Annotated in this window: 12 protein-coding genes and 1 pseudogene; all 13 read left to right on the top strand. The window is 42.7% G+C overall.

Annotation, left to right across the window (positions count from 1 at the left end; translation table 11 throughout):
* Nucleotides 1–246: 246 nt before the first annotated feature.
* Nucleotides 247–1041, top strand: coding sequence for a LysR family transcriptional regulator (locus JCM14505_RS04495; RefSeq protein WP_225352265.1), 795 nt, complete (start codon nt 247–249; stop codon nt 1039–1041).
* A 72-nt stretch (nt 1042–1113) separates the two neighbouring features.
* Nucleotides 1114–1515, top strand: a complete 402-nt coding sequence (locus JCM14505_RS04500) for an AbiH family protein (RefSeq protein ID WP_054653262.1) — start codon at nt 1114–1116, stop codon at nt 1513–1515.
* Nucleotides 1516–1594: 79 nt separating this feature from the next.
* The gene (locus JCM14505_RS04505) at nt 1595–2014 is read left to right on the top strand and encodes a hypothetical protein (RefSeq protein ID WP_054653263.1); all 420 of its coding nucleotides are present in this window, start codon (nt 1595–1597) and stop codon (nt 2012–2014) included.
* Nucleotides 2001–2237 (top strand): hypothetical protein, encoded by a 237-nt coding sequence (locus tag JCM14505_RS04510; RefSeq protein ID WP_054653264.1) that lies wholly within the window; start codon nt 2001–2003, stop codon nt 2235–2237. Before JCM14505_RS04505 ends, JCM14505_RS04510 begins: the two co-directional genes overlap by 14 nt.
* A 361-nt stretch (nt 2238–2598) precedes the next feature.
* Complete coding sequence (glyQ, locus tag JCM14505_RS04515) at nt 2599–3567, top strand: glycine--tRNA ligase subunit alpha (protein WP_054653265.1); 969 nt, start codon at nt 2599–2601, stop codon at nt 3565–3567.
* A pseudogene (gene glyS, locus JCM14505_RS04520) lies at nt 3567–5628 on the top strand (glycine--tRNA ligase subunit beta). Before glyQ ends, glyS begins: the two are co-directional and overlap by 1 nt.
* A 122-nt stretch (nt 5629–5750) precedes the next feature.
* Nucleotides 5751–7601 carry a DNA primase gene (gene dnaG, locus JCM14505_RS04525; protein WP_054653266.1) on the top strand — a complete coding sequence of 617 codons (1851 nt, stop codon included), beginning with the start codon at nt 5751–5753 and terminating at the stop codon, nt 7599–7601.
* 5 nt (nt 7602–7606) lie between these two features.
* The gene (rpoD, locus tag JCM14505_RS04530; RefSeq protein ID WP_054653267.1) at nt 7607–8746 is read left to right on the top strand and encodes an RNA polymerase sigma factor RpoD; all 1140 of its coding nucleotides are present in this window, start codon (nt 7607–7609) and stop codon (nt 8744–8746) included.
* A gap of 58 nt (nt 8747–8804) precedes the next feature.
* Nucleotides 8805–9731, top strand: a complete 927-nt coding sequence (locus tag JCM14505_RS04535) for an FAD:protein FMN transferase (RefSeq protein WP_082405626.1) — start codon at nt 8805–8807, stop codon at nt 9729–9731.
* A 107-nt stretch (nt 9732–9838) separates the two neighbouring features.
* A complete protein-coding gene (locus tag JCM14505_RS04540) occupies nt 9839–10444 on the top strand; it encodes an NADPH-dependent FMN reductase (RefSeq protein ID WP_054653268.1) in 606 nt (201 codons plus the stop codon).
* A gap of 15 nt (nt 10445–10459) precedes the next feature.
* The gene (locus JCM14505_RS04545) at nt 10460–11893 is read left to right on the top strand and encodes an NAD(P)H-dependent oxidoreductase (RefSeq protein ID WP_054653269.1); all 1434 of its coding nucleotides are present in this window, start codon (nt 10460–10462) and stop codon (nt 11891–11893) included.
* A 636-nt stretch (nt 11894–12529) separates the two neighbouring features.
* Entirely contained in the window at nt 12530–12823 is a 294-nt protein-coding gene (locus JCM14505_RS04550) for a KxYKxGKxW signal peptide domain-containing protein (RefSeq protein WP_054653270.1), read from the top strand.
* A 33-nt stretch (nt 12824–12856) separates the two neighbouring features.
* A complete protein-coding gene (locus JCM14505_RS04555; protein WP_054653271.1) occupies nt 12857–15361 on the top strand; it encodes an SEC10/PgrA surface exclusion domain-containing protein in 2505 nt (834 codons plus the stop codon).
* The last annotated feature ends 57 nt before the right edge of the window (nt 15362–15418 follow it).

The following is a 15418-nucleotide window of genomic DNA, read 5'->3' on the forward strand; positions in this document are numbered from 1 at the left end:
AACATTCACAAAAGGCAAGGGTTAATTTTAGGGTGGATTTTAATAATTCGTTAAGATGTCAGTTATAGCAACGTGTTTGGGCGGATTGTATAATTTAATTAAATTGCTAAAGATTGCACAAAGTGATAAAATTTAAACCAAATTTAAGTTTCTATAAATGAGGTTTATAGTAAAAATGGAACTCAAAGATTTGAAATATTTTAAAACGTTACTAGATGTGCGGAGTTATAGTGGGGCAGCCCAACAATGCGGGGTGACCAACCGGCGATTTCAACGATGCTGAAACGCTTGGAAGCTGAAATGCAGACGACCCTAGTGACGAAAACGGCGCAAGGCATCGAACCAACGGCGGCCGGGCGGGTCGTTTATCATCGCGCCCAAGAGTTGTTGCAATTGGCCACTACTTTGCCGGTGGAAGCGCAACGGGCTAATCAACAAATTTTCCGGATCGGTTATTCGGAGTTAGCCGGGAGTGACTGGCTGGTACCGGTAATTAATCAACTTGATCGTGGGGGCTTGCTCGGCAACGTGACCACAATCCAAGAGAATTCCCACCATTTAGAGCGACACTTACTGGATGGGAAGTATGATGCCATTGTGTTTTCCCGCCTGGATAATGAGAAAATTACGGGCATTGACTCAATCTTGTTAAAACAATACCAATTTAAAATTATCGTTAGTGAAAATAGTCCGTTGGCTCAATTGCCGGAAATCTCACTTCACCAATTGCAAGATGAATTATTTCTAATGCGGCACAAACGGTTTTTATCGCGAATTGCGTTTGATCAACTCGGCCGGATGGTTAATTTTAAACCGCAACGCCATTTGATTGTTGATAATTTGGAAGCAATGACGCAATTGATTGCCCAAGGAATGGGGGTTGGCTTTTTAATGGATTTGTCAATTAAACATTTGCCGGGGGTGGTGGCGATTCCCTTAATTCCGGAAGAAAAAGTTTACTGTTATTCATGTTTGGGAACCCGCCATGATTTTGTGCCCAATGATTTGCAACAAGCATGTTTAAAAATCTTATTTGATTGAGTGTACGTAGCTTTATGTGGTATATTTAACCTCAAATCGATGTTAAGAAAAGTCATTTAATGGGTGAAAATAATGGGTGAAAATAAGAATTGTAAGTTTGATAAACAAATATTGGCTTTAGTAGGTAATGGATTTGATATTTCCATGCTTGAAAAATTACATTGGGTTAAAACAAGGTATGATGATTTTTATAATTATTTACATGATTACCATCTCGATAATATTAAAGACAATAAATTGTATAAAGAAATGAACGAATTAAAAGGTAAACAAGAAGGTAAACAAGAAGATAAACAAGAAGATAAACAAGAAGATAAACAAAAAGAAATGAATTGGAGTGATTTTGAGAATATATTACAAGATAAATTTAAAAACGTTCAAAATGATACGGGTGGGTCGAAGCAGGCAAGTGATCGGACAGATGAATGGTTAAATGCTCTTAACGAATTGACTGATATATCTACGAATTTTTAAATGAGGTTGTTGGTGAAAAACAATTATTAAGCGTAAGGAAATTATCTAAAAATGGAAAGTTAGCGAAAAATTCTATTGAATGTTTTCTAAAAGATTTAGAAAAGCTAAAAAATCAACCTTTAACTATAAAAATGGAGATAAATTTAAATTTGATTTTATTAATTTTAATTACACGATGTTACTAGATAATTATATGTTTTTAGATTTAGAACAGTTTAATCCTCATCCTTATATTAATGGGGAAAGTAATTTAGATATTGCTGATAATATCAATGGTTATCTTTATAATTATCGTAATCTAATCCACCATGTAAATGGCAATCAATATATTCGTGATTCTATGGTATTCGGATATACATTACAAGATTATCAATATAGTGAAAAAAAGGGTAAAAATGTTGTAATGCATAAACCATTCTTGGGTAATTATGACGTACTGTATGAAGATATGATAAAAAAATGCGAACTGTATTATAATATTTGGAATGTCATTTGGTAAAACAGATAGTTGGTGGTGGAATAAAATTTATGAAAGATTAAAATGTAAAAATGATAATTGTGAACTAATTATTTATTGGTACAAAAATGACGATAATGTAGATGATGATAATGTTATTGATAATGTTATTAAGAAATTTTTAAATATTGTTTGGGATAACTTTAATGAAAGCGAAAAAGATAGGTTCAGTAAAAACGAAGAGGATAAGAAAAAAAATTTTTAGTGACGAGGTTAAAGATAAAATTCATGTATACCCTTTCAAAAATTCTGAAGATCATTATTTTTTAGGTACAAATTTAGAAGATAATTGAATGTTGACAAAGGCTAAAAAGTTGCTTAGAATTTTAAGCAGTGAAATATTCGTAGCGATGACGAAGATCGGAGTTAGATTAAGTACGTAGCGACGTGAGGATGGTGGAAGCTCACGGTTGATTTAAACAGTTTCCTAGGCCCTTTATCAGCTACATCCCAAACAAAGCTGTCTTACTGCGGTAAGAAAGCAGGGTGGAACCGCGAATTATTCGTCCCTGTAATGAACCAAGTTGGTTTGTTACAGGGACTTTTTCATTAGAAAGGAGTCAGTAATGACAGAAAAACTTACAGTGCAAGACATTATCTTCAAGTTGCAACAATACTGGGGAAGTCATGGCACGATGTTAATGCAAGCATATGATAATGAAAAAGGGGCGGGGACGATGAGTCCATATACGTTCTTACGGGCAATTGGTCCGGAACCATGGAACGTGGCCTATGTTGAACCTTCCCGCCGGCCAGCCGATGGTCGTTATGGGGATAACCCGAACCGGCTTTACCAACACCATCAATTCCAAGTGTTAATGAAGCCTTCTCCAGCTAACATTCAAGAATTATACTTAGATAGTTTGCGCCAACTCGGGATTGAACCGTTAGAACATGATATTCGGTTCGTGGAAGATAACTGGGAAAACCCATCCATGGGTTGTGCCGGGGTCGGTTGGGAAATCTGGCTTGACGGAATGGAAGTGACGCAATTTACGTACTTCCAAGTAGTTGGGGAACTCCAAATGGACCCCGTCGCCGTTGAAATTACTTACGGGTTAGAACGGCTCGCTGAATACATCCAAAACGTTGATTCCGTCTACGATCTTGAATGGTCGGATGGGGTCTTCTACGGTGATATTTTTAAGGAACCCGAATACGAACACTCCAAGTACTCATTTGAAGAAAGCAACCAAGACATGCTATTAAAGTTCTTCGAAGACTATGAAGCTGAAGCGAAGCGGTTAATTAAGCTTGGCTTAGTGCACCCAGCTTATGACTACGTCTTGAAGTGTAGTCATACCTTTAACTTACTTGATGCACGCGGGGCGGTGTCGGTGACGGAACGGGCCGGTTACTTACACCGGATTCGGATTATGGCCAAGTCAGTGGCCAAGGCCTTCGTCCAAGAACGGCGGAAGCAAGGGTTCCCATTAATTAAGGACGAAGCTAAGCGCCAAGCAGTCTTGGCTAAGTACCAACAAATTGAAGAGCAAGAAGCCAAGCGGAACGCTAACAAGAAAGGAGCCAAGTAATGAGTCATACTTACTTATTAGAAGTCGGCTTAGAAGAAATGCCAGCCCACGTGGTAACGCCAAGTATGCGGCAATTACAAACGCGCGTGGAAAAATACTTAACAGAACAACGGATTGAATTCGATCAAATCACGCTTACTCAACGCCTCGGCGCTTAGCCTTGGAAATTACGGGTTTATCTGATAAGCAACCAGATATTGACGAATCAGTTAAGGGACCAGCCAAGAAAATTGCCCTCGATGATGAAGGTAACTGGTCTAAGGCCGCAATTGGTTTCACGAAGGGACAAGGGGTTAGCGTAGACGATATCGAATTTAAGGAAATTAAAGGTACGGAATACGTCTTTGTTAACAAGCACGTTGCTGGTAAGAGCGTGGCAGAAGTGCTGAGTGGCTTAAATGATGTCATTACGAGTATGACGTTCCCAACTTTAATGAAGTGGCAGAATACAAGCTCGACTTCATTCGGCCAATTCACTGGTTAGTTTCCTTATTAGATGATGAAATCGTGCCATTTAAGATTTTAGATGTCGAAGCAGACCGGCACACGAAGGGACACCGGTTCTTAGGTCACGATTTAACAATCAAGACGGCGACGGATTATGTCCAAACGTTAAAGGACGACTTTGTCATTGTTGATCCAGCCGAACGCAAAGCGTTAATTAAGGACCAAATCGAAGCGATTGTGGCTGAACACAATTGGACATTAGACTGGGACGAAGAATTACTCGAAGAAGTTAACAACTTAGTTGAATGGCCAACGGCGTTTGCTGGGAAGTTTGACGAAAAGTACCTTGTCTTACCAGAAGAAGTCTTAATTACTTCCATGAAGGACAATCAACGTTTCTTCTGTGTTCGTGATCAAGCGGGCAAGTTACAACCAGCCTTTATTGCCGTTCGGAATGGGAACACGGATTACCTCGACAATGTGATTGCCGGGAATGAACGTGTGTTAGTACCACGGTTAGAAGATGCCAAGTTCTTCTATGAAGAAGATCAAAAGGTCACGGTCGATGAATATGCCCAACGGTTAACGCGGGTTAGTTTCCACGACCAAATTAGTTCGATGGCTGACAAGATGAAGCGGACCCGGGTGATTGCGGAACTCTTAGCCAAGGAATTAAACTTTACGGACCAAGAAGTGGCGGACTTACAACGGGCGGCTGACATTTACAAGTTCGACTTGACGACGCAAATGGTTGGTGAATTCTCAGAACTTCAAGGGGTGATGGGTGAAATTTACGCCAACTTAATGGGTGAAAATAAAGTCGTTGCCACTGCAATTCGTGAACACTACATGCCAATTTCGGCTGAAGGTGCCTTACCAGCAACGAAGGTGGGCGCGCTTTTGGCGGTAGCTGATAAGTTAGACAGTATCTTCAGCTTCTTTGCGGTCGACTTAATCCCAAGTGGTTCCAACGACCCTTACGCATTACGGCGGCAAGCTTACGGGATTGTGCGGATCTTAAATGATCAACAATGGCACTTGCCAATCTTCAGTGTGCAAGCCCAATTGCCAGCCTTGTTTGCAGCGGCGGGCTTAACACCAAAATACGAAGTTGCCAAGAATGCCGATCAAGTCCAAAGTTTCTTTATGGATCGGATGAAGCAATTCTTCAGCTTGGCTAAGATCAGTCATGACGTGGTTGATGCCGTGACCGCAGTCCCAGCGACGGATCTTTTAAGTGTAATGTCAGCGGCTAAGGTCTTAGCGGCTCACCATCAAGATGCGGGCTTAAAGGACCAAATGGAAGCCTTGACGCGGGTGATTCGTTTAGCTAAGAAGCAACCAATCGACAATCCAACGGTTGATCCTACGTTATTCCAAAATGAAGCTGAACAAGCATTATTTGATCAAGTTAGTCACTTTGATCAAACGGCGGCGCTGGATGCTCAATTTGCGGCCTTGGTTAACTTCAAGGATGTCATCAATGATTACTTTGAAGCGAACATGATTATGGATCCGGATGAACAAATTAAGCACAACCGGTTATCGCAAATGAATCAATTGGCGAACTTAACGCATGTCTTTGGGGATTTAGATCAATTGATTGTTAAGTAATCGTGTGTTAGAATACCAATAGTTATAGGCAAGTTTGATTGCTGCTGCTTAGGTCGCGTCCACCCAGTGGATTAGCGGCCTTTCGTAACTAGAATTGGGATTTGATGAGGGGGACGATGACCATGGCGCGGATACCGAATGCGTTAATTGACGAAATCCGGCAAGCCGTTGATATTGCCGATGTGATTGGGCAAGATATTCAATTACGCAAATCAGGTCATAACCTGATGGGACATTGTCCCTTTCATCAAGATGACACTCCTTCGTTCTCAGTGAACGAAGAAAAGCAGTTTTTCTACTGTTTTAGTTGTCATCGGACTGGGAATGTGTTTGGCTACTTGCAGCAACGGCATGACTTGAGTTTTCCTGAAGCGGTGCGTCAAGTCGCTAAGTTTGCTAATATTGCGGTTCCGGTGGCGGATGATCAAGCAACCAATCGGCCGGCGTCCCCAAATCGGCCATTATACGAGTTTCATACTCAAACAGCCGAATTGTATCATCACTTATTAGTTAATACAGCGGCCGGACAAGGAGCATTGAAGTACTTACTTGACCGGGGGATGACGCGCGAATTAATTGATCAATTCCAACTCGGGTTTGCCCCAGCGGTTGCTGACCAAGAAGTGTTGGTTAATTTCGCGAAGGAACAAGGGTTGGAATATGATACTTTACGTAGTACGGGGTTATTCCGCCTTGATCAAGATGGCCAATTACATGATCGGTTTGTTGATCGGGTCATGTATCCAATCAAGAATGAACGGGGGCAAGTAATTGCGTTTTCAGGGCGGTTATTGCAAGCCAAAGGGAATGAACAAGCCCCTAAGTATTTAAACAGTCCCGAAACCCCAATTTTCAATAAACGGTTTGTCTTGTTTAATTTGGACGAGGCCAAAAAAGCAGCTCGACAAACCGGCCAGTTAACCTTAATGGAAGGGTTTATGGACGTCATTTCGGCGTATGGGGCCGGGTTGAAAACTGGGATTGCCTCGATGGGGACTAGTTTTACGAGTGAGCAAATCCAAATCATTCAACGGTTAACGAGTCAGTTAGTGATTTGTTATGATGGTGACAGCGCGGGGCAAAATGCAATTCGACGCGCGTTACAGTTATTACGGTCAACGGCGCCGGATTTGAGTTTACAAGTTGTCCAAATGCCAGCGGGCTTGGATCCGGATGAATACGTTCAAGCTAATGGTGGCGCGGCGTTTGTGCGGTATTATGAGCAACATCAAGTTGATCCCGTTGCGTTCGAGTTAGCGTACTTACGGCAAGGGTTGAATCTCAATAATCAAAGTGAATTATTGAGTTATTTAGAGGCGGCCTTACAGGTGATTGCGCAATTGCAACAGCCAATGGCGCAAGGGGTTTATTTGAACCAATTAGCCAGTGAATTTAACCTGGATTTGGGAACCTTACAAGCCCAATTGCAACAAATCAAACCGGTCGTGACGCCACCACGAACAGCACCACCGCAAGCAAGGACGAGTCCTACGGCAAGTCCGGTAGTGACAACGCCTAAAATTATTAATCGGGTTGAGCGGGCGGAACAATTATTATTGTATTGGTTTTTAAATTATCCGGAATGGCGGGGGCATTTACTGGCCCAAACCAATTTGGTGATGCCAGATACGAATTATCAAACGTTGTATTTGGCAGCCCAAGGGTATGTCGTTGAGCACCCGCAATATCAAGTTGCGGATTTCATGGCGAGTCTGCAAGCGCACCCGAATTTAGTGCAAACGTTAAGTCAAATCGAACAATTGGATGTCCAAATGCAAGTGGATGATGAGATGATTAATGATTGTCTGCAGGTTCTCTTACAAGAGTCACCATTAGATGAGCAAATTAAGCAAGTTCAACAAGCACTGAAGGAGGCTAGTGCCACCAAAGATCAGATGCAAATCGCCCAATTAACACAACAACTAGTTGATTTATACCAGCAGCAACAACAGGTAAAAGGCAGAGGAGAATAATTAAGATGGCAAATAAGAAAAATGTCCTCATTTCATACGCACCCGAATTCAACAAGCAAGAATACGAAAAGTCAGTCGGCAAGTTGATTCGGGAACGGAAGCGGGCCAAGGAAATTAAGTACAGTGAATTATCGAAGTTAATTGCTGAACCATTCCAATTAAACGCCGATGGCATCGATTTATTGATGCAAAACATTGAAGATTCTGGGATTAGTATCGTGGACGAAAACGGTGATCCCGATCCCCGTGCATTAAAGGCAACGGAAAAGCTCGAAGCTGCCGCACCGCGTGAAGATACAAAAGCGGCCACGACGGTTAAAATTAATGACCCCGTGCGGATGTACTTGAAGGAAATCGGTCGGGTGCCATTGTTAAATGCTGACCAAGAAGTTGAATTAGCGTTACGGATTGAAGACGGCGATGAAACGGCCAAGCAAGAATTAGCCGAAGCTAACTTACGGTTGGTGGTTTCAATTGCCAAGCGGTATGTTGGCCGGGGGATGCAATTCTTAGACCTCATTCAAGAAGGGAACATGGGGTTAATGAAGGCCGTAGAAAAGTTCGACTACCGGAAAGGATTTAAGTTCTCAACTTACGCCACTTGGTGGATTCGGCAAGCAATTACGCGGGCGATTGCCGATCAAGCGCGGACCATTCGGATTCCCGTACACATGGTGGAAACGATTAACAAGTTAATTCGGATTCAACGCCAATTACTCCAAGATTTAGGACGGGAACCATTACCTGAAGAAATTGGGGCCGAAATGGAAATTGAACCGCAAAAGGTCCGGGATATCTTAAAGATTGCCCAAGAACCAGTCTCCTTAGAAACGCCAATTGGGGAAGAAGATGATTCTCACTTAGGGGACTTCATTGAAGATCAAGAAGCTACGAGTCCCGCTGAACACGCAGCTTACGAAATGATGAAGAAACAATTGGAAAACGTCTTAGATACGTTGACGGACCGGGAAGAAAACGTCTTACGGCTCCGGTTCGGGCTTGATGATGGTCGGACGCGGACGTTGGAAGAAGTCGGGAAGGTCTTCGGGGTGACTCGGGAACGGATTCGGCAAATTGAAGCCAAAGCTTTACGCAAGCTCCGCCACCCAAGTCGGTCTAAGCAATTAAAGGATTTCTTAGAATAATAATCATGACGTTCGGGGGAGTTTCCCCGAACCGTTTTTTTTAACGGAGGCAAAAAAAATGTTATTTGAACAAAGGGTTAATTTAATGGGGTCAACGATTACGTTAAAGGTTGACCATCCGGCCGGAGAACAATTAATTACCGAAGCGGTGGAACAATTAGTTGATTATCAAAATCGTTTCAATGCCAATAATGATGCTTCCCAATTAATGCAAGTTAATTTAGCGGCGGGGAAACATCCTGTGGAAGTTGATGATGATTTATTTGAATTAATTACACTTGCGCTAAAGTATAGTCAGCAACCGGGGAGTTACTTTAATGTGGCGGTTGGACCGTTAGTCAAATTGTGGCATATTGGTTTTAGTGATGCCCACGTGCCAAGTCAGGGGCAAATTGCAGCGACCCGCTTGCTGACGGATGCCACTAAAATTGAGTTAAATCCAACCACGAAGGAAGTTTATTTACCTCAAGCTGGCATGGAAATAGATCTTGGCGGGATTGCGAAGGGCTTCTTCGCTGATCAAATTGCTCACGCCTGGCGGCAAGCAGGGGTTGAACATGCGCTAATTAACTTAGGGGGCAGTAGTATTGTCACGATTGGTGGTAATTTGAATAATGATGACCACGCGTGGCATATTGGCCTGCAAGATCCGCAAGGTAGTCGAACCGATTACGCGACGATTTTACGGTTAAATAATCAAGCGATGAGTACATCCGGGGTATATGTCCGGAAACTTGAAGTCAATGGACAAACGTATCATCATATTTTAGATGCGCAAACGGGATGGCCAATTAAATCCACGATGGCGAGTTTAACGGTGCTCGGCGCCTCCGCCACGATGGGAGAAATTTTAACTAAGATGTTGTTTGGTCACACCAACGAAGAGATCCAACAAATTTTAGTGCGGTTAAACCTTGATGTGCAAATAATCACAATTGATGAAACCGGCGCCATGGCTTATATAGGGCGGGATACACTTGCATAGAAAATTAAATTTGTGATAAACTATTCTAGTGATTGAATAATTTTATTGGATTCTTTTAGGTTCGAAAATAACGAACAGATAAGGATAAATTTGCAACGGAGGCAAACATGAAACATTACATTGGAATCGCGGGGACACACGCGAAAGGTTCAACGAACACCAAGTTAATCAACTTCATTCAAAAGCACTTAGCCGGCAAGGCCGAAGTGGAATTAGTTGATGTCACTAACTGGCCAGTCTTCCATAAGACGGAAAACTTCGCTTTACCAGCTGGGGTGAAGGAAGTTGCTGACAAGATTGCGGCCGCTGATGGGGTAATTATTGCTACGCCGGAATACGACCACAGTATCCCAGCCTCATTGATGAATGGTTTGGCTTGGTTATCATACGGGATTCACCCATTCGATAACAAGCCAGTCATGATTACCGGGGCTTCATATGGGGCGTTAGGGACATCCCGGGCGCAAGCACACATTCGGCGGATTTTAGATGCTCCTGAAATTCACGCCCGGACGTTATCCAGTTCTGACTTCATGGTGAGTCGTTCATTAGGGGCCTTTGATGATGAAGGAAACTTAACGGATGCGGCTTTAGTGAAGCGTTTTGATGCTTTATTTGCAGAATTTGAAGTGTTAGTTGAAGTGGTAGCAACGTTAGCCGAAGCAAGTCGCGTAGCGGAAGCGGATGCTGAAAAGCTTGCCCACGAAGGTTAAGGAGGACGAACGAAAATGAAATTAGTTGCGATTGCCGGATCCTTCGATAAGGGTTCATATAACCGGATGTTAGTTGACTTCATGGCTAAGGAATACACTGATTTAGCTGACATTGAAGTCTTAGATGTTGACCAAGTGCCATTATTTGACCGGGACCTTGATTACAAGGACTTCCCACAATTAGTGGAATTAAATGCCAAGATTAGTGCGGCTGACGGGGTAATCTTAGCGACGCCTGAACATAACCACACGACGACGGTGGTGATGAAGAGTATCTTAGAATGGTTGTCATCTGATGTGCACCCATTCCAAGACAAGGCCGTCATGATTGTGGGGGCAAGTTACTTAATCCAAGGGACATCACGGGCCCAAGCGGACTTACGCGAAATCTTGGATGCCCCTGGGGTGAACGCCATTCCAATGACCGGGAACGAATTCTTGATGGGGAACTGCCAAGATAAGTTCGATGAAAATGGTAATATCTCTGACGAAGGTACGGTTAAGTTCTTAAAGGGTGTCTTAGCTAAGTTTACGGAATGGGTTAACATGGTTAATGGCACGGGGGTCGTTGAAGCAGCCGCTGATGACTGGAAGAACGAAGACTTAACGGCTTCTGGTAAGACGGACACGACGATTGACGTTGATATGATGTCTAAGGACTGGGTGAACCAAGCCAGTGCGAAGGTGAACGCTGCCAGTGATCGTGATTACGTGAAACTTGATAGCGGGGTCTTAAGTGTCAACCAATTAAACTGGTTCTTAAAGACGATGCCAATGGAATTAACGTTCATGGATGACAATGCCCAATTCATCTACTACAACCACATGTTAGATCGTGATGACATGTTGGCCCCTCGTTACCCATGGCAAACGGGGATGCCAATGAGCGAAGTGCACCCTGAACGGGCTAAGGACGGGGTTAAGTACGTTATCCACCAATTACGGACGGGTAAGAAGGACTTAGTTGAAATGCCAGTTCCTGGTAACAAGCTTAACGAAAAGTGGATTATGCACTACTACAAGCGGATGGCCGATGACAATGGTCAATTCCGCGGAATTAATGAATGGGTACTTGATTTATGGCCAATCGTGAAGTCATACCTTGACATGACGGGCCAAAAGTTAGTTCAAGACCCAACTAAGGCCGTTGATGCTGAAGGTGGCGCATCTAGTAGTGCTGCTCCGGCTACTCCAGCGGTGGATGCCAGTGCGGGCGCTTCTGAAGAAGAAGCAACGCCAGCCCCAGCTGCTCCAGCAGTTGACGCAAGCGCCGGGGCTTCCGATGAAGAAGAAACGACGACGGCAACGCCAGTTAAGCCAGTGCAAGTGGAAACCACGAGTGTTGACACAGCGGCTGGTGCTTCTGACGAAGAACGTGATGATGCCGAAAAGGGAATTCCGGATGCTGCTGATGAAGCTGTTGATACGGATGCCGGCGCTTCAATGTAAAAATTAGGTCGTGAACCGAGCGTTAAAAGCGACGTTAGACTAACTTGGAAATGGGCGTTGATGGATAGCATATCCGTCAGCGTCCGTTTTCAGTTAGTCCTAGTCTCTTGCTCGGTGAACGAAGTTACAAATTTGCCGTAGAACACTGATTACCAACGTGAATATCGATTAAAGTTAGGTAACAAAAAAATTAAAAGTGTTACTTTTCCTTGGCAGGCAAGATTGGTGTGTTAAAATATAGTTGTAATAAAAAAACGCGAGCCGACTAGACAGTGACTTGTAGCAGACGAATCCGCCCACTAGCTGGTCAGAGCTATGATGTGGACGGGTTTTACTTTACTTTCGTTTTCGAAAGTGGGTATAAACTTTCAACAGAAGGTTTAGGGACCCTAAAACTAGAGACAATGCTTCGAAAAGCGTCATCCGGCTGTTTCCTTTCGTGAGATATTAATTTAGATTAGGCTTGTTTAATTTGAGTAGCGTTGAGGCTAGTATAACTAGTTTCAACGCTTTTTTTGTATCAAAGCATTATTTCGAAAATTATGAACAAATTGTTACAGTTATATTGCAATTTTTTTGGAGGAGGGAGTAGAATGATGATGTTGTTATTATTCATATACACGAGGAGTATACATTATGGAAACAAATAAACACACAAAATTATATAAATCCGGTAAACTTTGGGTGGCGGCAACGATTGCCACGACCGCGGTTGCTGGTGGGATGGTAACGACCCAAAGAACGGCGCAAGCGGATACGGTAACACCGGCATCCCAAGCTACTAATAACCAACAAGTTGCCAATGCTAAGCAGGATGTTGCTATGGCCCAAAAGAATGTTGATCAAGCAACGACGCAAGCCAATGCTGCTAAGCAAGCTAATGTGGAAGCGCAAAAGAATGTTGAAGCAGCTCAATCTACAGTTGATTAGGCTCAAGCAACTGTATCAGCTGCCCAAACGAAATTGACACAAGCTGAAGTAACGGCTAAGCAGGCGACACCAGAAGCAATTGATGCTGCGAAAAAGCAAGTTGTAGCACAAGAAAACAAGGTTAATTTAGCGAATGATTCGGTAACTAATGCTGCGAAACAAGTTAGTCCAAAAGAATTAAATCAAGCTCAACAAGATCAACTTGTAGCGCAAAAGAGCGTTGATAATCAAAAGAATCAATTATCTTCTGCTACGGAATATGTGAATGATGCTAAGCAGAAGGTAGCGGCTGCATCTGATCAAGTTCAACGCTTACAAAAAGAAGTTGATCAAGTAAATGCTGGAAGTTATCAAGTAGCGAGCGAACAAGCTCAAAAGTCATTATCAGACGCGCAAGCAAAATTACAACAAGCACAGCAAGCGCTTAATGATGCCGAACAAAAGCAATCACAACTTAATCAGTCATTACAAGCTAATCAACAAGTCCTTGATAAGGCCAAAGATGACAAGGCTAATGCTGACCAACAAGTAACGTCTGCAAATGAGAAATTATCAGCTGCTAAGCAAGCATTGCAAGTCGCACAAAAGAGTTTACCATCACTTGCGGGGATTCCGGTTGTTAAAGTCACTCCGAGTTATACGGAAGCCTATAAACAAGCCACTAAAACTTTAGACGCGGGATGGACTACTCCAACAATTGATCCTAATAGTGAAGCCGGCCAACGGTTAGCAGCTGCTAGTAAGGAAGTTGAACAACAAGACGGTTTTAATACCAATCCAGCTCAAGGTGGAGATGGAATGGGGTATGAATTTTTAGGTTTTGACGATCAACGGAATGGAAAATTCCGTGTAACGATGGTTGGATATCAACCAACGGAACAAGATTTAAATACTACGTTGTCGATTGATTCAATGACGAAGGATCAACAACGAGAACTTAGTCAATTTGCGGCCTTAATCTTAAATCAAGTGCGCTCTCAAATGGGGTTACCATTATTAACGGTTAATGATGCGGCGTTAGATATTACGCAACATGAAGCATCGCTAGTCGAAGAGGCTAAATGGCATGATTCAAATGCGATTAATCAAGCGAACCAATATGGTCAAGATAAGTATGGATTACATGGCCGGGAAACGTTAGTGTTTGTCTATGATAGAAACTATAACGGCTTTTCAATTCCATCAACGACTGCTAAATTCACGATGGCTGACATTAAAACGTTAACTTACTACGGGATTGTGGGAATGCTTTTTTCCGATGAAGGACAAAGTTTTGGGCATACTACTTCATTATTAGCATACATGCCAACAACGGATCACCAATATTACTTTGGGGTTGCGTTAGATAAGTTCGGTAATATTCACCAAACGGTATATGCTTCCTTACCAAATCTCGTTTGGACTGATAATAGTACGTTATCAGGTGTTGATTCGGTATTACCACATGATTTAGGGAACAGTTATGATAGCGATTATGATGCGCTTAAACAACAAGCAACCACGGCCCAACATGAATTAGCCACTAAACAAGCGCAAGTTGATCAAGCACAAGCTACGTTAACTAGTGCGCAAGCCAAGCAACAGCAAGCTAATGATCAAGTTGCTAACGCGCAAGCTACGTTGGACACAATTACTAAGCAGTTAAACCAAGCCAATGATAAAGTTAAGGGGGCTAATCATCAAGTTGATGTAGCTCAAGATTCAGTTAAGCAAGCGCAAGTAGCTAAGCAACAAGCAGATAATAATCTTAAACAACTAGATAATTCACGCCAATCTAAGGTAGAAGCTTTAATAGTCGCTAAGGAAGTATTAAAACAAGCGCAAGCACAGTTAGCCGATGCCCAAGCTAAGCAGAATACTGAAGAACAAAAGTTAGCCGATGCCAAGAATAAGTTGCAAGTAGCTACGGAACAAGTTCAACAAGCGCAAATTAACTACGATGCTGCAGTTTTACAAGCAACGAAACAAGCTCAACAAAAGTTATTACAAGCTAACAGTGATCTACAAGCCGCCAAAGCTCAATTAGCTAAGTTACGACAAGCTAATGATAATTTAACTGTAGCCAATCAAGCAGTGACAGCGGCCGAGCTCAAATTAGCAACTGCTAAGGAAGGTTTGCAAGCTGCAAACGATCAATTATCAATTACTACGCAATCATATGATGAAGCGGTTAAAGCGTTGCAAGTAGCACTTGCTAAATTAAAGGTTGCGCAACAAAATGTAGAAGCACACCTAGCCAAGCCAGGTGAAACGACGCCGGAAGTAGAACCAGCCAAGCCAGCTGAAACGAAGTCAGAAACTCAACAAGTTAAGCAAGCAGAACAACAATTAGCTACGAAACACCAAACGGTAACGTTATCAGCTAAACAACAAGTTAAGAATTCACACCACGTTGCTACGAATAAGGAGCAAGCCACTGCAAAAGCGAACCAATTACCACAAACGGGGAATGAACCAAGTTCTGAACTTAGTTTATTAGGAGTAGCGGTGGTTGCTGCGCTTGGAACGTTAGGTTTTGCAAAGAAACGGAAAAATTAAAATAACAAATTAAGTTATCAATAACAAAAGACGAGCCAAATTTGGTTCGTCTTTTTA

Origin of the sequence: Limosilactobacillus equigenerosi DSM 18793 = JCM 14505, assembly GCF_001311375.1 — a bacterium.
Taxonomy (GTDB): domain Bacteria; phylum Bacillota; class Bacilli; order Lactobacillales; family Lactobacillaceae; genus Limosilactobacillus; species Limosilactobacillus equigenerosi.